Annotated in this window: 18 protein-coding genes and 1 pseudogene; 6 read left to right on the forward strand and 13 right to left on the reverse strand. The window is 61.8% G+C overall.

Annotated elements, in window-relative coordinates; genetic code table 11:
- From AB4061_RS30180 to AB4061_RS30195, 4 genes and pseudogenes are all read right to left on the reverse strand, one after another.
- Nucleotides 1-225 (reverse strand): annotated as a pseudogene (locus AB4061_RS30180) (cupin); the annotation flags it as partial.
- 213 nt (nt 226-438) lie between these two features.
- Entirely contained in the window at nt 439-2,244 is a 1,806-nt protein-coding gene (locus tag AB4061_RS30185) for a tetratricopeptide repeat protein (RefSeq protein WP_441639888.1), read from the reverse strand.
- Between the two features lie 465 nt (nt 2,245-2,709).
- Nucleotides 2,710-3,429 carry a GntR family transcriptional regulator gene (locus AB4061_RS30190; protein WP_183034614.1) on the reverse strand — a complete coding sequence of 240 codons (720 nt, stop codon included), beginning with the start codon at nt 3,427-3,429 and terminating at the stop codon, nt 2,710-2,712.
- 228 nt (nt 3,430-3,657) lie between these two features.
- On the reverse strand, nt 3,658-4,632 hold the full coding sequence (locus AB4061_RS30195; RefSeq protein WP_441639889.1) for a 2-dehydropantoate 2-reductase: 975 nt from the start codon (nt 4,630-4,632) through the stop codon (nt 3,658-3,660).
- A gap of 307 nt (nt 4,633-4,939) precedes the next feature.
- On the opposite strand from AB4061_RS30195, the gene AB4061_RS30200 reads away from it, so the two are divergent.
- Nucleotides 4,940-5,632, forward strand: coding sequence for a GntR family transcriptional regulator (locus AB4061_RS30200; protein ID WP_441639890.1), 693 nt, complete (start codon nt 4,940-4,942; stop codon nt 5,630-5,632).
- Here the strand turns inward: AB4061_RS30200 and AB4061_RS30205 are convergent.
- A complete protein-coding gene (locus tag AB4061_RS30205) occupies nt 5,597-6,484 on the reverse strand; it encodes an EamA family transporter (protein ID WP_441639941.1) in 888 nt (295 codons plus the stop codon). The genes AB4061_RS30200 and AB4061_RS30205 overlap by 36 nt on opposite strands.
- Nucleotides 6,485-6,684: 200 nt before the next feature.
- Nucleotides 6,685-7,611 (reverse strand): LysR family transcriptional regulator, encoded by a 927-nt coding sequence (locus AB4061_RS30210; RefSeq protein WP_441639891.1) that lies wholly within the window; start codon nt 7,609-7,611, stop codon nt 6,685-6,687.
- Between the two features lie 101 nt (nt 7,612-7,712).
- Here AB4061_RS30210 and AB4061_RS30215 point away from each other — a divergent pair, with 101 nt between their 5' ends.
- Nucleotides 7,713-9,137: an aldehyde dehydrogenase family protein gene (locus AB4061_RS30215; RefSeq protein ID WP_441639892.1), complete on the forward strand. Its 1,425-nt coding sequence runs from the start codon at nt 7,713-7,715 to the stop codon at nt 9,135-9,137.
- Between the two features lie 360 nt (nt 9,138-9,497).
- Here AB4061_RS30215 and AB4061_RS30220 read toward each other — a convergent pair whose 3' ends face one another.
- Both AB4061_RS30220 and AB4061_RS30225 read right to left on the reverse strand, forming a co-directional pair.
- Nucleotides 9,498-9,683, reverse strand: a complete 186-nt coding sequence (locus tag AB4061_RS30220) for a hypothetical protein (protein WP_150986638.1) — start codon at nt 9,681-9,683, stop codon at nt 9,498-9,500.
- Nucleotides 9,684-9,844: 161 nt separating this feature from the next.
- A complete protein-coding gene (locus tag AB4061_RS30225; RefSeq protein ID WP_441639893.1) occupies nt 9,845-10,480 on the reverse strand; it encodes a LysE/ArgO family amino acid transporter in 636 nt (211 codons plus the stop codon).
- Between the two features lie 73 nt (nt 10,481-10,553).
- Here AB4061_RS30225 and AB4061_RS30230 point away from each other — a divergent pair, with 73 nt between their 5' ends.
- Nucleotides 10,554-11,450 (forward strand): LysR family transcriptional regulator ArgP, encoded by an 897-nt coding sequence (locus tag AB4061_RS30230; RefSeq protein WP_441639942.1) that lies wholly within the window; start codon nt 10,554-10,556, stop codon nt 11,448-11,450.
- A 303-nt stretch (nt 11,451-11,753) separates the two neighbouring features.
- Here AB4061_RS30230 and AB4061_RS30235 read toward each other — a convergent pair whose 3' ends face one another.
- The 4 genes from AB4061_RS30235 to AB4061_RS30250 form a co-directional block, all read right to left on the reverse strand.
- Nucleotides 11,754-12,959 carry a porin gene (locus AB4061_RS30235; RefSeq protein WP_441639894.1) on the reverse strand — a complete coding sequence of 402 codons (1,206 nt, stop codon included), beginning with the start codon at nt 12,957-12,959 and terminating at the stop codon, nt 11,754-11,756.
- 783 nt (nt 12,960-13,742) lie between these two features.
- On the reverse strand, nt 13,743-14,546 hold the full coding sequence (locus tag AB4061_RS30240) for a GntR family transcriptional regulator (protein WP_441639895.1): 804 nt from the start codon (nt 14,544-14,546) through the stop codon (nt 13,743-13,745).
- Nucleotides 14,547-14,738: 192 nt separating this feature from the next.
- Nucleotides 14,739-15,011: a hypothetical protein gene (locus AB4061_RS30245; RefSeq protein ID WP_441639896.1), complete on the reverse strand. Its 273-nt coding sequence runs from the start codon at nt 15,009-15,011 to the stop codon at nt 14,739-14,741.
- Between the two features lie 216 nt (nt 15,012-15,227).
- A complete protein-coding gene (locus tag AB4061_RS30250; RefSeq protein WP_441639897.1) occupies nt 15,228-16,271 on the reverse strand; it encodes an AraC family transcriptional regulator in 1,044 nt (347 codons plus the stop codon).
- 126 nt (nt 16,272-16,397) lie between these two features.
- Between AB4061_RS30250 and AB4061_RS30255 the strand changes: the two genes are divergently transcribed.
- Both AB4061_RS30255 and AB4061_RS30260 read left to right on the forward strand, forming a co-directional pair.
- The gene (locus tag AB4061_RS30255; RefSeq protein WP_441639898.1) at nt 16,398-17,309 is read left to right on the forward strand and encodes a TauD/TfdA dioxygenase family protein; all 912 of its coding nucleotides are present in this window, start codon (nt 16,398-16,400) and stop codon (nt 17,307-17,309) included.
- A gap of 9 nt (nt 17,310-17,318) precedes the next feature.
- A complete protein-coding gene (locus tag AB4061_RS30260; RefSeq protein ID WP_441639899.1) occupies nt 17,319-17,879 on the forward strand; it encodes an RBBP9/YdeN family alpha/beta hydrolase in 561 nt (186 codons plus the stop codon).
- A 286-nt stretch (nt 17,880-18,165) separates the two neighbouring features.
- On the opposite strand, the gene AB4061_RS30265 is transcribed toward AB4061_RS30260, so the two are convergent.
- Entirely contained in the window at nt 18,166-19,161 is a 996-nt protein-coding gene (locus tag AB4061_RS30265; RefSeq protein WP_441639900.1) for a Bug family tripartite tricarboxylate transporter substrate binding protein, read from the reverse strand.
- Between the two features lie 314 nt (nt 19,162-19,475).
- Between AB4061_RS30265 and AB4061_RS30270 the strand changes: the two genes are divergently transcribed.
- Complete coding sequence (locus tag AB4061_RS30270; protein ID WP_441639943.1) at nt 19,476-20,747, forward strand: MFS transporter; 1,272 nt, start codon at nt 19,476-19,478, stop codon at nt 20,745-20,747.
- Nucleotides 20,748-20,761: the final 14 nt, after the last annotated feature.

Here is a 20,761-nt window from a genome sequence, read left to right on the forward strand (position 1 = left end):
AACGGTCCCTTGTGGCGTCGCCACCAGCCCTTTCGTACGTAGCGTGCCCATATTGGGAACCTGCGGTCCGATGTCTTCATTGCTCATGGCGACCAAGTTGATGATCTGCGGCGCCAATGTGGCGGGCGGGATTTGCGCGTGGGCCGGCGACAGTCCCGTATGGGCAGTAAGGTAGCCACAGGCAAAAGCGATTGGGACAGCGGAAGGAGCGACAAAGCGATGCATATTCATCTCCCTTCGGTTGGTCTGCGAGCATTGGATCGCTACGATGCATAATTCGTGCGATACGGCTGGATTGTCTCACCGCGATCCGCGCCCAGAATTGAGGGGAAACCCGCAAGCACTGAATCAATCGCTCGCCGAAAGGGGGCCGCCCGAAGGAGATTCAGCGGCTCTGGCTGGCGGTTCCCGACCCCGCCCATCACAGAGCCTCGTCCTTCAGATCTGGTTGAACCCGACGCGGGATACCAGCGCAGAGAATCTGGGATCGAAGCGAGCGCTGTCGAAGGTAGGTTCTGTTCTGAGCTCAATGAAGTCAGGACTGTGCTCATCGTAGGCTTTTTCCAGCCAGCCGAGGGTCTGCTCTTTGTCCCCGAGCGAACCAAACACTTTCGCCATGTTGTAGGGGTGGACGTAGTGCTTTTCGGATTCCGTCTCCAGCGCATCCACGATTTGCTGCATGGCCGCTCTCATGTCGGCGGCAGCGTAGGTCTGGGCCAGCCCCGTCAGCGCCTCTGTGCTCCTCCCGGAAAGCGTTACAGCCTTCTGCATCTCCTCGATTGCGTCATGGAACAACTTCTGTTGCTGGTAGACCAATCCCAGCCTGAGGTGAAGCAGAAAATGGTTTGGATCGATTTCCAGGGCTTTACGAAGTTCTTCCCGTGCCTGATCGTATCGCCGAGCAAGGTACAAGATGATGGCAACAGATGAATTCAGCACTGAATTCAACGGATCCATCTGTTGGGACTGCCTGACCCTGGCAATGGCTTCTTCGGCTCTGCCTGCCATCATGAGATATTCCGCGTACCAATAATAGGCGATCGCGTGTCCTGGATTCAGTTCAATGGCGCGCAGAAAATCCTGTTCCAGATCGACCCAATCCCAATCGTGCAAACGCACATGGGCCAGTGACGCATAAGCCTCACCCAAATCGGGCTCAATCTGCAGCGCTTTCCTGGCCGCCATCTTTGCTTTATGAAACGTTTCGCGCGCAGGGCTCACGCCGCGACATGCAAGCATCGTGTAGGCATCGGCCACTCCATCATAGGCGGCCGCAAAGTTCGGCTGGTGTCCAATAGCGAGCTGAAAATACTCAATGCTCTTTCGCATTCCTTCTTCGGTGCGCTTGGACCAGAAGTGACGCCCCTTGAGATACGCCTCGTGCGCCTGCGCATCAATGGCAGGAGTACGGTCTAAACGCCCTTGCTCGTGCGGCGTGAGCTTGATCTCAATTTCGCGGGCAATTGCCTTGGCTACCTCGATCTGGAGTGCCAGGATGTCATGTCGGTTCCCCTCGTAGGTCTCGGCCCAAAGGTGCGTTTCGTCGCTTACCCGGATGAGCTGCGCCGCAACCCGTACCCGATCTCCGGCACGCCGGACGCTTCCCTCAAGCACGTGGGAAACCCCGAGGTCTTGGCCAATCTGATGAATGGTCTTGGTCGTGGATTTGTAGCGCATCGCCGAAGTCCGGGCGATGACACCCAGGCGCTCCGGGCTGAGCCGGGCAAGTTGGGTGATCATATCCTCGGTTAAGCCCTCACTGAAGTAATCATATTTGCCGCCGCCACCGAGACTTTCGAACGGAAGCACGACCAGTATCACTCGCCCCTCCGATAGCCATGAGTTATTTGGGAGTGGTAATGCTTCCGGTTCACTCGGTTCGCTTTCCACCAGCGCCCTGCCGTTAGGTTGCAAACGCCCCGCTCCATCCTCAGTGAGCGGCGGCCCTCCTGGGACAGCAGTGACCGGCCGGTGCCGGTTCCGATACAGCGCATCAGCCACAATGATCGCGATTCCAACAAAGACAATCGCCGGCCGGGCATCGAGCGCCAAGCGCGACAAATGCTCCACCCTCTCTGGCGCCGCAATATAGCGGATCAGTTGAGCGATGAATTCCTGCGGCGCGAAGCCGGTGATTGCCAGGAGGACGCCCCCAATGAACCATTCGCTAACCCGCGCTCGCAACATCGCCCACAGGTGCCTCGGTATTCGCTGTGGGGTTCGTCCGTCTTTTTCATCTTCCATGGCGTCCCCGCATAGAGTCGTGTCGACCAGGCGTTACGGTCCCTGACGCGGCACAGGAAGTCGGGAGATGGGCTAAGGCGTACACGCCGTCGCAATCTTCGCGCGGCGTTCTCTATGCCTACACAAACAACGCTCATTGTTTCTGTGGCGAGAGGTAGCGCAGCGCTGCGGTCCGCTAGTAACCTTCAAGTGACTCGAACGATTCGTGCGCGCGGGAGGATCAAGAGAATTGCAATTCGTAGCACACCAACATAGCTACATGAATAACTATCTACTTTCCTTAGACGAAAATCTACGCACCATCGCGCAGCCCCCCAGCCGCTCCAGTGGATTCGCCCCCTCGGAGGGGGCGTTGCGGAGAAAGGAATTTCTTTCGAATGTAAGAATCGGGGCAGATTTTGTTAACGGCCAGGACGATGTCCGCCGTTCTTTATTGCCAGAGGCAGGCACCTCAGGTTTCAGCCTTCAATCCAGGAAGTCGCAGTTCTTCTCGACATAGTCAGCCAGATCCAGCGAATGCTGGCGCACCAGCTTCTCGGCCAGTTCGGTGTCGCGTTTTTCCAGCGCCTCGATGATGCGCAGGTGATCGACGATGGAGCGCGAAGCACGATCGCTTTGCGAGATCGTCATCTTCCGGATGGCGCGCACATGGATAAAGATGTTCTTGATCGAATCCATGATGATCTGCGACTTCGACAACTGCACGATCGCCTGGTGGAAGGCGATGTTCGCGTCGGAGTATTCCTCGATATGCTCGGCCGGCGTGGCATCGCGGAAGCTGTCGAACATATGGCGCAGTTGCGCGATCTCCTGGTCGCTGGCGTTCAGCGTGGCCAGGCGCGCGGCCATGCTCTCGAGCGCGGCCCACACCTGGATCATCTCGACGATCTCACGCTTGGTCTTGCGCATGATGTAGATGCCGCGGCGCGGCACGGTGCGCAGGAAACCTTCCTGCTCCAGCAGCGTCATGGCTTCGCGGATCGGGGTGCGGCTCACGCCCAGCGCCTCGCTCAGGACTCGCTCGTCCAGCCGGATTTCCTCGGTCGACTGATAGATGTCGGCGTCGGCAATGGCCTGGCGCAGCATGGCGTATGCCTGGTCGCGCAGGCTGGCACCGGCGTTGATGGGTTGGAGGGACAGGGTCAGTGCAGCAGGCTGGACCGCGGATTGAGTTTGCGCAGACATGAATGGGCTCTTGTTGAAACCAGCGCCGCGGCGGACGGGACGGTCGCCTGCGGCTTCCCGCTTAGCTTACCAAAAGCAGCCATTGCATGAGCTGAATGCATAGGAAAATGCACAATTGATATAAATCGGCTGCCAGGGTGGCGGTTTTACGTATATGGTATATCAGATGGTGCGCCGCCGAAACCGGCCGGCGCCATCCTTTCTTCCCGACCGGCCCGGCATCCGCGCTCAAGCCGCCTGCGCCATCCGTTCACGCTGCTTGATCAGGCCCAGCACCGCGTCCACCATCGGCGTGGGCTGCTCCACCAACCGGCCCATTTCCTGCACCACCGTCAGCAGGGGGTCGATCTCCATGGCCCGCCCTGCCTCCAGGTCCTGCAGCATGGAAGTCTTGTGGGCCCCAACCGCGCCGGCACCGTCGATGCGGCGCTCCACATCAACCCGGAACCGCACGCCAAAGCGTTCCGCAATCGCTTGCGCTTCCAGCATCATTGCGCGCGATAGCCCACGGGTGGCCGGATCGGCAGTGATGATATCCAGCGTGGCATGCGTGAGCGCGCTGATCGGGTTGAAGCACAGGTTGCCCCACAACTTGAGCCAGATCTCGTCGCGGATATTGTCGCGGATGGGTGCCTCCAGGCCGCCGGCCACCATCATTTCGCTCAGGTGGCTCACACGCGCCGACTTGCTGCCGTCGGGCTCGCCCAGCGGGAATTTCTTGCCATAGACATGGCGGATCACGCCGGGCGCGGCGATCTCGGCGGCGGGATAGAGCACACAGCCGATCGCCCGCTCCGGCCCCAGGCCGCGCCACTGGCGCCCGCCCGGGTCGACGCTTTCCAGCCTGGTGCCCGCGAGCGGGCCGCCGTGCTGATGGAAGTACCAGTAAGGGATGCCGTTGACGCCCGTCACCACCGCCGTCCTGGGACCAAGCAACGGCTGCATCAGGTCCACCACGCCCGGCACGGAATGCGCTTTCAGGGTGATGAACACATAGTCCTGCGGCCCCAGCGTGGCCGGGTCGTCGGTGCAATTGACCTTGGCCACCCTCTCCTCGCCCTCGCTCAGCAGCCGCAGGCCGTTGGCGCGCATGGCGGCCAGGTGGGCGCCACGTGCGACCAGGCTGACCTCGGCGCCCGCCATTGCCAGCTGGACGCCGAGATAGCCGCCGATGGCGCCGGCGCCATAGATACACACTTTCATGATGTCGTCTCCCGGTTGTTTTATGGATGCATGTCTTGATATATCACATACTATATTCCACAAAGACCGAATACAACCTCAATCTGCCGCCGCCCTGGACCTGCCACATGCCCAATCCGGCACACGCCAACATGGAACCGGAGGCCCGGCAGGCAGCCGGCACCATCTCGATTGCGGCCCGCGCTACCGGTAACCGACATAGTGCAGGCGTGATGTTGCCGAGCCTGGAGCGGGTATCATGTGCGACGCAGATCAACGCACGACAATGCACAACAACGAACAATCACAACGGGATCCCACCCGCCCAATGATTTCCGCAGATCCAGCCGGCGCGGCCGGCACCGGCCCCGACGCCTCGCTGCCCCGCGCCGAGCGGGCCTATCAGCACCTGCGCAACGCGATCCAGGCCGGGCAACTGCCCTCCGGTACCCGCCTGCGCGAAGTGGAGCTAGCTGCCTCGCTGGGGCTGTCGCGCACGCCGGTGCGCGAAGCGCTGTCGCGGCTGGAATCCGAAGGCCTGGTCGTCAACGAGCCTAACCGGGGCATGATGGTGACCCAGCTCGACGCCAGCATGGTGAGCGAGCTCTATGTCATGCGCGAGGTGCTGGAAGGCACCGCCGCCGCGCTCGCAGCGCGCCGCGCTACCGATGTGGAAATCTCGCTGCTGCGCGACATCGTCCAGCGCGACCTGGCCATCGCCGACCAGCCCGACAAGCTCGCCGCCAACAACCGGCTCTTCCACGAAACGCTGCACCGCTGCGCGCACAACCGCTACCTGCTCAAGACCTTGCGCTCGCTGCACGAGTCGATGGCACTGCTGGGACGCACCACGCTGGCGCTGCCGGGACGCGCCCGGGTCTCCTACGAAGATCACATCGCGCTAGTGGAAGCCCTGGAGCAACGCGACCCCGCGCTGGCCGAGCAAATCACGCGCCGGCACATCCAGCAGGCGTACAAGGCGCGGCTATCGATGTGGATCGAGGAACAGTCCGAGCCCTGAATCCTGAGCCCTGAGTTCTGGCATGCGAGCGGCCCCCAGGATCAGCGCCACCGCACCAAACGTCTGCGGCGCGATCTGCTCGCTGCCCAGCCACGCGCCCACGGCCAGCGCCACCGGCGGGTTCACGTAGACATAGCTTGAGGAAACCGTCGGCGAGACGTTTGCCACCAGGTACATATAGGCGGAAAACGCCACCAGCGACCCAGCCACCACCAGGTAGACCCACGCCCACCACGCCTGGCTGCTGACCGTCCGCGGCCAGGACTCGCCGAACGCAACAGACAGGATCAGCAAGATTGCCCCGCCCAGCAGCATCTCGGCGGCAAACGCCACCGCGCCCTGCGGCAAATCCAGGCGCCTGGCGATCTGCGAACCGAACGACCAGCTGCCGGTGGCCACCAGCAAAGCCATGACGCCCGTGGCACTCGCGCGAAACTCCGCGCCGCCGGTCAGCACCAGGATGCCCGCGCTGCCCAGCGCAATGGCCAGCACTTCGTACCAGCGCGGCCGCGCGCCAAAGCAAATTCCCCAGAACAAGCCAAAGATCGGCATCGCGCCAATCATCACGGTGGTCGCCCCGGACGAGATGGTCTGCTCCGCGACCGCCGTCAGCCCCATCCCGCCGACCAGCAGGAAACCAGCCAGCACCCCGCAATTGCGCAGCTGGCGCAAGGTCGGCATGGCGGCGCCGCGATAGCGCAGCCACAGCGCCAGCAACAAGCCGGCGCAGAGAAAACGCGAGCCCATCATCAGGAACGGCGGAAAGCTCTCCAGGGTGAAACGGATGGCGAGATAAGTCGTGCCCCAGACCAGGTAGGTAATCAGCAGGCAGAGCAGCAAGCGGGGGGAGATGGTGGGCACGGGAAGACCGGGAGAAAGCACAGGGGGCTCTCACGATAGCGCGATCCGGTGCGCCCGCAAAAGGAAAATGACTCGCAAGGCTTGTGAGCCGATCTCACAAGGATGCGCAGGACGGCTGCGCCGGAGGCAGTGTGAAGTGCGGTGCGGATGCACACGCACTGCACGCGCGACGACACAGCGACACGCTCAAATCAGCCTGCTTGAACTCCTCGCGACGGCACCCCGGCCAAGCCCAGCTCATGAACCAAGCTGATGAGCGCACGCACCCGCGCAGGCACGAAACGGTGGCCTGAGTAGTACATCCTCAGCCCGCCGAACGACGGGCACCACGGCACCAGCACCGGCACCAGCGCGCCGGCCTTCAGCTCTTCTTCGATGAACCACTCGGAGATGAAGCCCGTACCCAGCCCGAGCAGCACCGCCTGCTTGATGGCCGGCAGCTCGTTCAGCGCTAGGCGCACGGGCAGATCCATTTGCAGCTTCTGGCCGCCTTTTGCCAGCTCCCAGTGATAGATGCCGCCGTGCGACATGCGCATGCCGATGCTCTGGTGCTGGAGCAGGTCGCGCGGGTGCCTGGGGGTGCCGTGGCGCGCCAGGTACTCTGGAGTTGCCACCACGAGCATGCGGATGTCGCGCGAGAGCGGCACGGCGATCATGTCCTGCGGCACGGATTCGGCGAGGCGGATGCCCGCATCGAAGCCTTCGGCCACGATGTCGATCATGCGCGACTCGCTCACGATGTCGATGCGTACCTCGGGATAGCGCTGCGCGTATTGCAGGAAGAGCGGCTCCAACAGCAGGGATGCCGCGCCCTGCGGCGCGTTGATGCGCAGCGTACCGCTCGGCGCGTCGGGGCCGGTGCCGGCTTCTTCGCCCGCGCTTTGGATTTCGGCCAGTGCCGGCGCAATCCGCTCCACATAGCGTCGCCCGGCATCGGTAAGCGCCACGCTGCGCGTCGAGCGGTTGAACAGCCGCACCTTCAGGCGTGCCTCCGGCCCGGCCACGGCGCTGCTCACGGCGGTGGTGGACATGCCCAGCTCCTGCGCCGCGCCGCGAAAGCTGTTGCGGCGCGCGACGGCCAGAACCACTTCCAGCTCGGTCATTCCTGTTCTGTGCATGTATTGTCCTGAATTTACGGATACCTCATCAGCCTCAAGACGGCTTATCAGAACAATAAACCATTCCTAAACTTCGTTGCATCGATCCCCAAGGAGCCACCATGCAACGCATTGAGCACATCTACATCAACGGCGAATTCGTCACGCCACACGGCCAGGAATGGTTCGACCTCCACAACCCGAGTACCGAGGAAGTCATCGGCCAGGTGCGGCTGGGCGATGCGCAGGACGCGCAGCGCGCCATCGCGGCAGCACAGGCTGCATTCCCGGCCTGGTCACGCACCACGCGCGCGGAGCGCATTGCGGCCCTGCAGCGCATGTACCGGGCCGTGGCCGCGCGCAAAGACGCGCTGATGGAGGCCATCCTGATGGAATACGGCGCACCCTCAGTACGCGGGCAGTGGATGGCAACGTATCCTGCCGACGTCATTGCCCAGGCGATCGACACACTGGAGTCCTTCGCGTTCGAGGAAAAGGTAGGCGCGGCCACGGTAATCCAGACGCCTGTGGGCGTCGCGGGCCTGATCACGCCATGGAACAGCAATGCGGGGTTCATCTGCAACAAGCTGGCCACCGCGCTGGCAGCCGGTTGCACCGCCGTCATCAAGCCCAGCGAGATGAGCGCGCTGCAGACGCAGATCGTGGCCGAAGCACTGCACGAAGCCGATCTGCCCCCAGGCGTGTTCAACATCGTCAACGGCCGCGGCGAAGTGGTCGGCGAGGAGATCGCGCGCAACCCCGGCATCGCCAAGATCTCGTTCACGGGCTCGTCCGCCGTGGGCCAGCACCTGGTGACCACGGGCGCCGCCACGATGAAGCGCGTGACACTGGAGCTGGGCGGCAAGTCGCCCACCGTGGTACTCGATGACGCAGACTTCACCGCCATCATGCCGCTCGTGCTCCAAGCAGGGTTCATGAACAGCGGCCAAGCCTGCATCGCCGGCACGCGCATCCTCGTGCCGCGCAGCCGCCTGACCGAATTCGAGCAGATCGCGAAAGTAGCTGTCTCTCATGTCCAATCCGGCGACCCGCGCCAGGCCGACACCGACATCGGCCCGATGGTGAGCAAGAAGCAATGGGAGCGGGTGCAGAACTACATCCACCTCGGGCAGGAAGAAGGTGCGACCTTGCTGGCAGGCGGTGAAGGCCGCCCCGATGGCCTGCACGCCGGATGGTTCGTGAAGCCCACGCTCTTTACCCGTGCCAACAACCAGATGCGCATCGCGCGCGAGGAAATCTTCGGCCCCGTGCTGACCATCATCCCCTACGAGGACGAAGCCGATGCGATCGCCATTGCCAACGACACGCGCTATGGCCTGAGCGCCCTGGTGCTGGGCACAAACCCGGAAAGCTGCGAACGTGTGGCGCGCCAGATCGATGCGGGCCGCGTGCTCGTCAACACCCTGGCCAACGAGCCGCGCGCGCCCTTCGGCGGCTTCAAGCATTCGGGGCTGGGGCGCGAAATGGGCCGCTGGGGCATGAGCGCGTACTTGGAACCCAAGACCTTGCTGGTGAGCGCAGGCTGAACCTTCCAGGAATCCTTGTCTGACGCCCGCAGGGCGCCCGCGTATTTCCCGACAATCGTGCGGCACCCGAGCTGTTGGGCTTCTACACCGTGCGCGGTGCTGAAATAAAAAAACCGGCCAAAAGGCGCTGCGCTCCTCGGAGCGACGCGTTGGCCGGTTTTGCCGCGCGAAAGCGTTCCGCGCCGGTTTGACAGGTGCCTGCTGTCCCTCGCCAGGACAGATGCGTTAGCGCATCTCCGCGACGGGCAGCATTTAAGCCGTCAAACCAAAACTACATACATCAACAACAAACTACAACAGTTAACTACGACGTACTACGGCAGCATTCACTCTTGAATCTTGATGTCGGTGCTCGGGCGATCAGCCGTTCGCGAAGACGATCTTTGCCTTGCGTGCCTGGTTCTGAAGGCGGCCCAGCACGGATTGCACGGCGGCGATGGCGCTCTTCACGTCGTCGACGAAGGCCGGGCTGCGGGGACCCAGTTCGCGTTCGATCAGTTCGCGTTCGAGTTGGTCGGTCATCTTGATGTCGGATTGGGTGTTCATGGCTTTCTTCCTTTCAGGGATAACCCTCATCGGGTTTTCCCTAATTGTAGCAAATAAAATGACGCAGAGCAGCATTAGGTGATAGTACGTACCGAGCACCACGGCGAATGCTGAAAAACGCAACCATGAGATGTCGCCTATTCGACGCACCTGGAAGCACCTCACACCCCTTGGAATACGTGACGCACCAGCAGAGCGGACAACACGAACATAGTCGTCCCGATGAGACCATCCAGCACCTGCCAAGCCCTCGGCCGGGCGAACCACGGCGCCAGCCAGCGCGCGCCAAAGCCCAGAAGCCCGAACCAGAATAGGCTGGCAAAACTGGCGCCCGCCACAAACCAGCCTCGCAGCGCCACCGGTTGCTGGGCACCGATGCTGCCCACCAGCAGCACCGTATCCAGATAAACATGGGGATTGAGCAGCGTGAACGCCGCCGCCTGTGCCAACGCGGCACCCTTGCTGAGACCCTTCTCACCGTCAGGTGCTTTCAATTGGTGAGCATGCCGCGCACGGCGCAGTGCCTGCCATCCATATATCGCCAGGAAGACGGCACCGGCCAGCGCCAGGACACGCGCGAGCCCGGGGCGCTCCCCCAGTGCCTGGGCCATGCCCATGACACCCGCTGCAATCAGCAACGCGTCCGCCATGGCGCACAACAGCACCACGCTGCCCACATGCTCACGACGCAGGCCCTGGCGCAGTACGAATGCATTCTGTGCGCCGATGGCCACGATGAGCCCCAGGCTCAGGGCCAGGCCTTGGAGGGAAACGGATAAGGCAAGCGAAGTATTCATGCATCCAGCTTGCCTGCATTGACGGATGAAGACAAACTACCTTTTCTTCATTCGATTTAGCCAAACTTATCTGATGCTTGACTACTCTGCCCTATCTGCCTTGGCTGCCGTGGTTCGGGAGGGTAGCTTCGAGCGTGCAGCCCGCGCTCTCCATGTGACGCCATCGGCAATTTCGCAGCGCGTTCGGGTGCTGGAGGAACGCGTAGGCTGCGCGCTGGTGGTGCGCGATCAGCCCTGCCGGGCCACGGAGACGGGCCGCCGGCTTTGCCAACACATTGACCGTGTGCGGCTGCTCGAGCAGGAATTGCAAGGGGCTCTGCCAGCGCTTGCCCCGGAGGGCATGGCACGGGTAGCGCTGCCCATTGCGGTGAATGCCGACAGCCTGGCCACCTGGGTCGCGCCGGCCATCGCCGCCTTCGCTGCAGAAAGTCCCGTGCTGATGGAGGTGGCCGTGGATGACCAGGACCACACTACGGAGTGGCTGCGCAGCGGCGCAGTGCTCGCCGCCGTAACGGCCACAGCCCGTCCTGCCGCTGGCTGCAACAGCCATCCGCTGGGCTCCATGCGCTACCTGGCGGCCGCCAGCCCGGCTTTCAGCCAACGCCATTTCGGCGATGGAGTGGGCGCTGGCAGCCTGGCGCTGGCACCCAGCCTAGTGTTCAACACCAAAGACGAGTTGCAGGCGCGGTGGGCGCGGCGTTTGTGCCATCGGCACGTGGAGCTTCCCCGGCACACGCTGCCTTCGTCCCACGCCTTTGTGACCGCGGCATTGGCTGGCATGGGCTGGGGCTTGCATCCGGAGGCACTGATCGCCCCTCATCTCGAGGACGGTTCGCTCGTCGAGTTGGTGCCGAACACCCCGCTTGATGTACCGCTTCACTGGCAACACGCACGGGCGGCGTCGGGGTTGCTCGAAGGTTTGAATCGCGAGGTTCTCGCCGCCGCCCGCGCCGCGCTGTTACCGCCCTGAGTGGCGCCGGGGCGGACTCGAACCCCAGGCGCGTAGCAGGAAACCGCAAGCTTTGCTCGCTCGATTGTATGTGGGCCGCATCGCAGGCAACGCGCCGCTCACGGTGCACGCAGCCAAGGGATTGTGCGCCGCCCTCGCTGCCCGGGCTCGGGCAGCAGGCCTTCCATTGCTGCTCGCCCCACGTCTGTCAGATCGCTCGCGCATGGTCTCGTCTTGCCCGCCATGCTTGCCTGCCGCTCTCGGTGTTCTTCTTTCGACATCCCGCTTTCGGAACACCTCTGCAGCGAATCTTCAAGCCGTCTCTCAGAACTTGTGGCGAATACCTGCGGCGACACCGAGCATGTTGCTTTGGCCGCTGGCAAGTGTGTAGCTATTGCCAAGGGAAAGGCTGTTCGCGTAGGCGATCATCGCGGAATCCAGCCCCAGGCCGGCGTTTTTTGCATATGCCGTGGTCAAGTAGACGTCAGTCCGCTTGGAGAGGGCGTAATCGGCGATGAAAGCAACTTGCCATGGGTTCGGGGTCGATGTGTTCGCGAAAAAGCGCTTGACGTGGTCATAGTTGTATTCGAGCGTCAGGCCAAGCGCCGGCGTCACCTGGTAGTTGGCGCCGATCCAGTAGAGGTCGTCGCGTTCAAGCAGGCTGCCATTCTGGTCCTTGTTCTGACCCCAGCGGTAGCCGCCCATGATCTTTGCCTGGCCAAACGCATAGCTTGCCGCGATCGTTGCCTTCTTGAAGCTTCCGCTCCCGAGGACAGCAGCGTTCAAGGGGTTCGAAATGGTGGGGTTGAACTGGTCGTAAGCGACAGCCACGCCGACAGGGCCGGAAATGTAGGTCAAGGCCGCACCATAGGCGGTATCGCGACGGAACTGGCCCGGGACTTCGCCGTTACCACCTAGAAGCGGGCCATTGGCCACCGTCGTCGGCAATGCCAGGCCGGTACCGAAGGACCAGTGCGCCAGTGCGGTGACCGGGCCGAACCGACCGGTGTACTTGACAGTGTTGTCCTCGCGGAAGTTCGCGCCGGTCAGCATCACGATCGGTTCATACTGGGTGGCAAAGGCTGCCGGTACAAAGTTCGCGAGGCCTTCGAACATCGAGGTGTACTGCCGGCCAAAAGTCAGTTGGCCATACTGCGAGCTTTGCATGCCCACGTAAGCTTGGCGACCGAACAGGCGGCCACCCTGCTGCGACGTGCCGGTATCCAGGTTAAAGCCGCTTTCCAAGACAAAAATGGATTTCAGCCCGTTGCCGAGATCTTCCACGCCGCGCAAGCCCCAACGCGATCCAGACAGGCCGCCAGAGTCCATGCGGTACGCATTGTTGGACGGGCCCGCATTGAACTTGTTGGCTGCGCTTGGCACGGTGCCGACGTGGCTGGCAAACTCGACGTTCATATCCACCACGCCATATAGCGTCACGCTGCTCTGCGCATGGGCGCCGCCAGTGCAGATGACGCCCGCAGCGATGAGCGCACTATTAAACTTGCTCCTCTTGCTGAATGATCCCATTGTCTCTTCTCCTCTAGGTTTTTTTACACCCCTGGCGCAATCACAGCGAACGAAGCGTTCGTAGAGCTCCGCATAGCCATCTGCAGACGCCCTCACGACCGAATTGATGCCGATCACGCCACCAGCGCCCGGGTTGTTGTCGACGTTTGTCCTTCTCCATGTCGTGCCCGGCTGTCCATAAGCCGACCATCGCCGCGAGAGATCTCAGTGCCACGAAACGTTCGATCACGGCCGGCGCGCTTCAGCAGCTTCCCCTACCGATCAACGCCCTATTCCAGCCTCGGGTGTGGACCATGATATCAGCCGGAAATAGTTTTTGTCGACATGAATAATACTGACTGAAACGCGTCGCACATCGAGAGCGCGTGCGATGACAGCGGCGGGATAGCCAGCGCAGTCGGGCGCGCGGCGCTGGCCTTGGCGCGGCGCTGGGGCGAACCCGCGGTCACTGCCACGCTTAAGTTTTTGGAAGATTCTGAGGTGACGCGCATCGGCAGGTGCTTTGGCTCGCTCTCTCGCGTGCGCAGCAGGTGATTGAGCCGCCGGTCTAGCCGGTGCCGAAGAGCCGGTGTCGTTCTGGGGAATTCGATTCGGGCAAAGCCCATTTGCGATGCAGCGCAGCTCTTGAGACGCTGCTAACCCGTGCTGATGTCTCCCGGCGGGAGCCATACTCGCGAGCTGATATCGCGGTCTTCGCTGGCTACCTGCGGATAGCGAGGATGACTAGACGAGGATGACTAGAGAGCCATGGCGGGCAGTCTTGCCCGCGCGGGCTTAGAAGGCCTACGCCAGCACAGCGCTGCGGCCGACAACGCTGCCCTTGCCTTTCTGGACGCCGGATGACAGCGCACGGACTGCAGCTTCCCGGGAGTTTCCGATGCGCTTGTGCGCGGTCTGCAAGACCGCTTCGATGTCCCGCTTGGTTACGGCGCGCTGCAGGGCACGCCAGGTCTTGAGGGAATTCTCCAGCGAGCCGGGATGGGATGCGAGCCCCAGCCGCACATAGCGCAGGACCCGCAGCGAGATAGAGTTCAGCACCTCCCCTACCAGCCGGTTGCTGGACAGATCAGCCATGGCCATGTTTGCCAGGAAGGTCACGCTGATATAGGCGTCCACCGATTCCTCGGCGGCCTTGCTGAACTGCGGAATGAATTGCTCGAACAATGCTTCCAGCGCGTCCGCGCGCTCTTCCATCAACTGTCTGAGCAGGATCTCGAACAGCGCGTCCCGCACGACGTAGATATCCCGCAGGTCCTGGGCATTGGGCTCGGTGACGATGGCACCGCGCCGGGGACGGAACTCAATCAAACGCTCCCGCTCCAGAATGCGCAAGGCCTCGCGCACAGGAGCGCGGCTGACCGCCAGGACCTCGCTGATGTCTTTCTCCAGCAAGCGCTGGCCTGCGTGGATCACGTCGATCGTAATCAGGCCCGCCAGCCGTACCGCGATCTGGTCAGCGACTGATGCCGACCAGTCGCGTCCATGCATAAGCGCCTGCTCGACAGCCAGCGTGACCGGATTCTGCGGTATTTGCGGTGCAAGCAGCGACTGCAATTCCGGCGTGTTGGTAGTCTTGAGCCTGCCCATGAATGGTAAGTCCTTCCGATGATTGGGGAACGGGTCGGGTGCCGCCCTTGGTCGGCACGACACCGCTTGCAGCGCCCAGGATCTTACCTCACGTGGAGAATCAGGCAGATTGCGGGTACCGCAAGAGCCAACGGGACCCACCGCGCTCGCGGCAAAGCGGCGCAAGACGCCGGCCGCAGCTTGCGTGTTCTGCTACCGAGCCTGCTCGTCGGATCCGGGAAGCGCATCGATGTTCAGGTATTTGCGCACGATGTACCCGTCCTTTTCCCACACAATCAGATCGGTCAACAGCATTGCTGCCGTGGCATAGGACAGCCGCTCGGCGAGCCAGCAAAATCCCTTGCAGATCACCCAGCCCATCCGGCGGAGGTACGGACCATTGCCTGTTGGCTTATCGTCTGTCGCTGTGATGCCTCTCTCGTCCAAGGCTGTGCGCATGGCCAGCGATTCTTCTGAGCAGAACACGGAAGCTTGCCTCCTTGGTAACCAAGCATGCGCTGCTTTTCCCGATGCCATACCAGGAAAGCTGCGCCGGCTCCATGGTACTTCTTTTTATTTTTGTCGACAATATAAAATTCAAATCCGAGTTGGCTCCGCTGCGAGGACTTCGATCTCTCCGGTGGCGGCTCACTTAGCGGCTGCCGCTGGCGATGGCCTGACGCGGCTTAAGCCCTGCTAGGGTTATGCTCCGGTCGTCTGTGAAGGTGCCGTCTGCCGGCGCAATGTGCCGCGTGCCGCCCTGCTTTCCTTGGGGCTGCAGCCAAATTGCGCGTGATACCAGCGCGAGAATCCGCTCGGCGCGGAAAAACCAAGCAGGGTCGCCACCTCCGTCAACGGACGATCGCTCTCGGTGACATGGCGTATGGCGAGTTCCGTACGGATGTCGTTCACGATCGACGAGAAGCTCTGTTCCTGTTCTGCCAGCCGGCGCTGGACCGTGCGGCACACCACGCCCAGATGCTCCGCAACCTGTTCGATGCTGCAGCGCCCGCTAGGCAACAGCAGCAGGATCATGCGCCGCACGTCCTCAGGCATTGTCGCCTGGTGCGACATGGAAGACGCGTCTATCAACTGCTGTGCGTAGCGCCCCATGGCCGGATCCGCGGACGGGTTGCGTGCATCGAGATCGGCCCTCGTGCAGATAATGCAGTTGAAGTCATAGTCGAATTCGACGCAAGGGCCAAAAAACCGTCGGTGCGTACTCAGGTCGCGCGGCGCCGGGTGCTCAAAGCATACGCGTCGCGGCTCCCAGTCGGGCTTGTGGAGTTGACGTATCAATCGCACCATGACCCCTAGCGCCAGTTCAACCCTTTGACGCGTGGGTTGATGTGCGCTGCCAGCCATTACCACCTCGCGAATAATGACAAGTCCATCGCACTCCTCGACCGTCAGCGACAACGCACTGTTGAGCGACGCTTGATAGCGCATCAGCATGCGAAGCGAGTCGCGTAGCGTCGCCTGGTCGCGGATCAGCAATCCTACCGGCCCAAGATTGGACAAAAGGCGCGACTCGGCCATGCACAGTCCGAAACTCTCGTTGCCTGACATGGTTGCGGACGCCTGAAGCAGCCTTCCGACACGCTCGACCGGAATCATGATGTCCGGTTCGCTCAGTACGCTCGGACTCAACCCCGCGTCAAGGAGCATCCGCACCGGATCCAGTCCGGCGGCTCGAGCGACCTCGCTGTAGTTGGTGAGGGCCGCGGCGCGGACAAGTGACGACATTAGAGAGACGAGTGGGACATTGACATGGAATGATAAATCCCTGTCATGTACTGTCAAGCGGGAGATACCCGCGACATCCAAACTCGCAAGGATCGATCGGCCTAACCGACAATCGGAGACACGCACATGAATCAACGCCTCAAGGCGGCACCCGCAGTGGTCCGCGCAACCTCGCTGGGCAATTCGATCCGGGTTGAGCCCATCACTTGCACGATCGGCGCGGAGCTCAGCAACGTCAACCTTGGCGCGGCTGCCGAGGACGACCAACAGATGGCGGAGATTCGGGCGCTGCTCCTAAAGCATCGCGTGGTGTTCTTCCGCGACCAGGACATCACGCGCGCGCAGCACGTGGCCTTTGCGCGCCGCTTCGGTGAACTGGAGGACCACCCGGTGGTAGGCAGCCATCCCGATTACCCAGGACTGGTTCAGATYTAYAAGACSCCGGACAGYCCKCCCGARCGCAACGAGAAYTCCTGGCAYACCGAYGCCACYTGGCGCGAMARGCCKCCSATGGGCTGTGTGCTGCGCTGCATCGAATGCCCGCCTGTGGGCGGTGACACGATGTGGGTCAACATGGTCGAGGCTTACAACCAGTTGCCCGAGGATATCAAGACGAAGATCGCCACATTGCGCGCGCGCCACAGCATCGAGGCGAGCTTCGGTGCCGCCATGCCGATCGAAAAGCGTCTTGCACTGAAGGCTCAGTACCCGGACGCCGAGCACCCGGTTGTACGCATCCATCCCGAAACCGGAGAGAAAGTGCTGTTCGTCAATGGGAGCTTTACGACGCACTTCACGAATTTCAATGTGCCGGCCAACGTGCGCTTCGGGCTGGACAAGGCGCCGGGTGCCGGCAATTTGCTTAGCTACCTGGTCAGTCAGGCCAATATCCCCGAATACCAAGTGCGTTTTCGCTGGAAGAAGAACAGCGTTGCGTTCTGGGACAACCGTTCAACCCAGCACTACGCAGTGATGGATTATCCACCGTGCCACCGAAAGATGGAGCGTACCGCCATCATCGGTGACGCGCCTTACTGAAAGATCGACATGACCTCTACGGCACCGACCGTTCTCATCGTCCCTGGCCTGCGTGACCATGTGCCGGAACACTGGCAAACCCTCCTTGCGGCGACGCTGCCTCGCGTCGTCAGCGTCGCGCCGCTTGAGCAAGACAAGCTGAGTTGCGCCGCCCGCGTCAACGCAATCGATCGCGCGTTGGCCACCATCGAGGGGCCGGTGATCATCGTGGCGCACAGCGCAGGCGCGATGATGGTCGCCCATTTGGCAGCCCGAGGCGCCACAGGCGAGATCCTTGGCGCACTGCTCGCGGCGCCCGCGGACCTCGAAACGTCCATGCCGGCAGGCTATCCGACGCTCGCCACGCTGAGCGACCACGGCTGGCTGCCGATCCCTCGCAGCACGTTGCCGTTTCCGAGCATCGTTGCGGCTAGCAGCAACGATCCTCTGACGCGTCTCGATCGCGCCCGTAGCCTGGCGAAGGCGTGGGGCAGCCGCTTTGTCGAACTCGGCGAGGTCGGGCATTTGAATCCCGCTTCAGGCTATGGCGAATGGCCGCAAGCCAAAGAGTTCATTCGCGAACTCTCCTGACTGAACCCGCCGCGGACTGCCGCCGGCCGAAAAAAGAGCGAGTCTGTGGGATTTGAAGACGGCAACGCCCGCTAAGGACGATCAACCACATTCGACGCCCACGATCCGCGTGCTTACCTGACGGACGCGCCGCAACGGCAGGTAACCCGGCCGGCCATGCGGCGGGAATCGGCCCCTGCCCCGGCAATTGGGAGCTCGCCGGAACGACGATGCCGCATACACTGGCCAATGACTGCGCAAAGCCCATTCGGACGGCAATGGCGAGTTTGCGCAGAATGATCTCTTATCAATCTGGCTGGTAATTAATGGACTTCAGCAGCGCGGACTGTTGCTGGTATGCCTGCTTCAGGTCCGCCATCAACTCTTCCGGCGTAGCGGCGCCCCCCTGCTCCATTCCCATGTCCTTGATGTGGCTCTGCACCGCGGGTTGCTTGAAATACGCCAGTGTTATCTCGCGAACTCTCTCCTGGACTGCCGGAGCGACATCTGGGCGAGACCACACTGCGAACCACCCGGCTTGCGCCAGTTGCGGGTAACCGAGTTCCTTGAAGGTCGGTACATCCGGCAATTCGGCAATCCGCGTCGGATAGTTCAACGCAATCGCCTTGATCTTTCCCGCTTTGATCAGCGGCAAAGAGGTAGTCACCCCATCGAACATCAGGGGCACATGACCACCCATCAGGTCGTTCAACGCAGGAGGAGAGCCTTTGTAGCCCACATGCCGCATTGGCACATGGGCGAGCTGCCCGAGCAGTATGCCGGAGGTGTGGCCTTTCAATCCTGCAGCGTAAGAAGCGAAAACGAGGCCGTCCTTTTGCGACTTGCCATAGTCCACCAACTGCTTCAGGTTGGAAATGGGCACATCCTTGTTGGCAACCAGCACCAGCCCCGTGCGACTGATCTGGGCCAGGGGCTTCAGGTCCGTAAAAGGCTTGTAATGGACCTTGTAGGCCAACGGCGCTTCGCTCACGACACCGCCCTGGATAACCAGGAAGGTATAGCCATCCTTGCCGTTGGACTGCAAATCGCTGATCGCCAGCGCACCGGCGGCACCAGCCTTGTTTTCCACGATGACGGGCTTGCTCAATGTTTGCTGCAGGCCTTGCGCGAGCAGCCGAGCCAACGCATCGGCACTGCCGCCGGCAGGCCCCGCCACCACCAGACGGATCGGCCTGCTGGGCCAGGCCTCCTGGGCCTGGGCCACGGACATGCCCCCTGCGAGGCCAACACCGATTACCAAGGCGCAACCGCGCCACCCTAAGTGATTGGTCTGCTTCTTCATGTCTACCCCTTTTGATTGCGATGCTTTGCGTGTTTAGAAAAACTTGTGCGTCTATTCTCGAATCGCACCGGGTCAACCGGCTTGACCGTTCACGACAAGTTGTTACCAACTCGCGCAAGCAAAGGGAAAACCCTGCGCAGATATCCGGAGAGTGCTGGCTAGCCCCGACCACGGCTCTCCCGCGTCAGCGGATGACTGTCATAAATAGCCAAGTTCAAGGCGTGCAAGGTAAAGCGCGAAGTGGCGCCACGCTAGATGATCCGACGCTAGAAGTCCTGAGGAGACAGAAATTGAACGTGTCTACGAGTAACGCGATGCCGGCTGAGTCGGCGTCGGCTACCACTGGTGCGCGACCCTACGCGTGGGTGGTATTTGCATTGATGTTTTGCCTGCTGCTGTCCGACTACATGTCGCGGCAGGCGATCAACGCCTTGTTTCCACTCTTGAAACTGCAGTGGCAGATTTCCGATACCCAGCTCGGTTCGATTAGCAGCGTGGTGCCGTTGACCGTCGGCGTGCTGACCCTCCCATTTTCCATCATCGCGGACCGCTGGGGGCGCGTCAAAAGCATTGCACTGATGGTGGCAGTGTGGAGTGTTGCCACGCTCGGGTGCGCCATCGCCAGCACCTATCACGAGATGCTCGTCGCGCGCTTGTTCGTTGGTGTCGGCGAGGCTGCCTACGGAAGTGTCGGATTCGCTATGCTCATGAGCATCTTCCCCAGGCATATGCGGTCTAGCATCGCCGGCGGCTTTACGTCCGCCGCAGCGTTTGGGTCCGTGCTCGGTGTTTCGCTTTCCGGCATCATCGCGACACACTTTGGCTGGCGATGGTCGATGGGTCTGATGGCGATTTTTGGCTTTGTGCTGGTGATCATCTATTACTTCGTGGTCACCGAGAAAAAACTCGCAAGTGCACAACCGGACAATGCAAACGGGACTCCGGTGCACGGGCATGTGAAACTGACACCGCACGCGTTCCTCTCCGGCCTGTTTCCGTCCCGTTCCGTCTTCTGTGCCTACCTCGGTTGCGCCCTGCAGATCTTCGTTCAAGGCACGCTGTTCGTGTGGCTGCCCAGCTACCTGAATCGCTACTGGGGCATGCCCGTCAGCGAAGCAGCCACACTGGCGGCCGGCCTTGTCCTTGTCAGCGGCCTGGGCCAACTCATATGCGGTGTGATGACCGATCGGATCAGCGGGGATTCGTCGCTCAAGAGGTGGAACATGGCCATTGGCTATTGCCTTGTGTTAGGCACTCTGCTGGCGATTGCGTTCCGCTTGCCACCGGGTAACTTGCAACTCGCGCTACTTGCGCCCGGGGTGTTCTTCCTTGCCAGCTCGTTCGGCACATGTAGCGCGCTCATTGCCGGGGCCACGCCGCCCGCCATTCACGGCTCGGCATTTGCCACACTGACGCTGTTTAACAATATATTGGGTCTCGCGGCAGGCCCCTTTATCACCGGCATGGCAGCAGACGCGGTTGGTCTTCAAGTCGCCTTGCGCTGGCTACCGTTCGCGGCAATACTGCCCTTCACCGTGTTCTTCATTGGTAGATGGTGTTATGTCGCGGAAGCGCGACGCGCCTGAGCGCACTGCCGAGT

Source organism: Cupriavidus sp. YAF13 (genome assembly GCF_052113425.1).
Lineage (GTDB): Bacteria > Pseudomonadota > Gammaproteobacteria > Burkholderiales > Burkholderiaceae > Cupriavidus.

Excerpts from the sequence above, each read along its gene's own strand:
- AB4061_RS30185 (WP_441639888.1), bottom strand. The coding sequence starts at position 2,244 with ATGGAAGATGAAAAAGACGGACGAACCCCACAGCGAATACCGAGGCAC.
- AB4061_RS30190 (WP_183034614.1), bottom strand. The coding sequence starts at position 3,429 with ATGTCTGCGCAAACTCAATCCGCGGTCCAGCCTGCTGCACTGACCCTG.
- AB4061_RS30195 (WP_441639889.1), bottom strand. The coding sequence starts at position 4,632 with ATGAAAGTGTGTATCTATGGCGCCGGCGCCATCGGCGGCTATCTCGGC.
- AB4061_RS30200 (WP_441639890.1), top strand. The coding sequence starts at position 4,940 with ATGATTTCCGCAGATCCAGCCGGCGCGGCCGGCACCGGCCCCGACGCC.
- AB4061_RS30210 (WP_441639891.1), bottom strand. The coding sequence starts at position 7,611 with ATGCACAGAACAGGAATGACCGAGCTGGAAGTGGTTCTGGCCGTCGCG.
- AB4061_RS30215 (WP_441639892.1), top strand. The coding sequence starts at position 7,713 with ATGCAACGCATTGAGCACATCTACATCAACGGCGAATTCGTCACGCCA.
- AB4061_RS30220 (WP_150986638.1), bottom strand. The coding sequence starts at position 9,683 with ATGAACACCCAATCCGACATCAAGATGACCGACCAACTCGAACGCGAA.
- AB4061_RS30225 (WP_441639893.1), bottom strand. The coding sequence starts at position 10,480 with ATGAATACTTCGCTTGCCTTATCCGTTTCCCTCCAAGGCCTGGCCCTG.
- AB4061_RS30230 (WP_441639942.1), top strand. The coding sequence starts at position 10,554 with ATGCTTGACTACTCTGCCCTATCTGCCTTGGCTGCCGTGGTTCGGGAG.
- AB4061_RS30235 (WP_441639894.1), bottom strand. The coding sequence starts at position 12,959 with ATGGGATCATTCAGCAAGAGGAGCAAGTTTAATAGTGCGCTCATCGCT.
- AB4061_RS30240 (WP_441639895.1), bottom strand. The coding sequence starts at position 14,546 with ATGGGCAGGCTCAAGACTACCAACACGCCGGAATTGCAGTCGCTGCTT.
- AB4061_RS30250 (WP_441639897.1), bottom strand. The coding sequence starts at position 16,271 with ATGTCGTCACTTGTCCGCGCCGCGGCCCTCACCAACTACAGCGAGGTC.
- AB4061_RS30260 (WP_441639899.1), top strand. The coding sequence starts at position 17,319 with ATGACCTCTACGGCACCGACCGTTCTCATCGTCCCTGGCCTGCGTGAC.
- AB4061_RS30265 (WP_441639900.1), bottom strand. The coding sequence starts at position 19,161 with ATGAAGAAGCAGACCAATCACTTAGGGTGGCGCGGTTGCGCCTTGGTA.
- AB4061_RS30270 (WP_441639943.1), top strand. The coding sequence starts at position 19,476 with ATGCCGGCTGAGTCGGCGTCGGCTACCACTGGTGCGCGACCCTACGCG.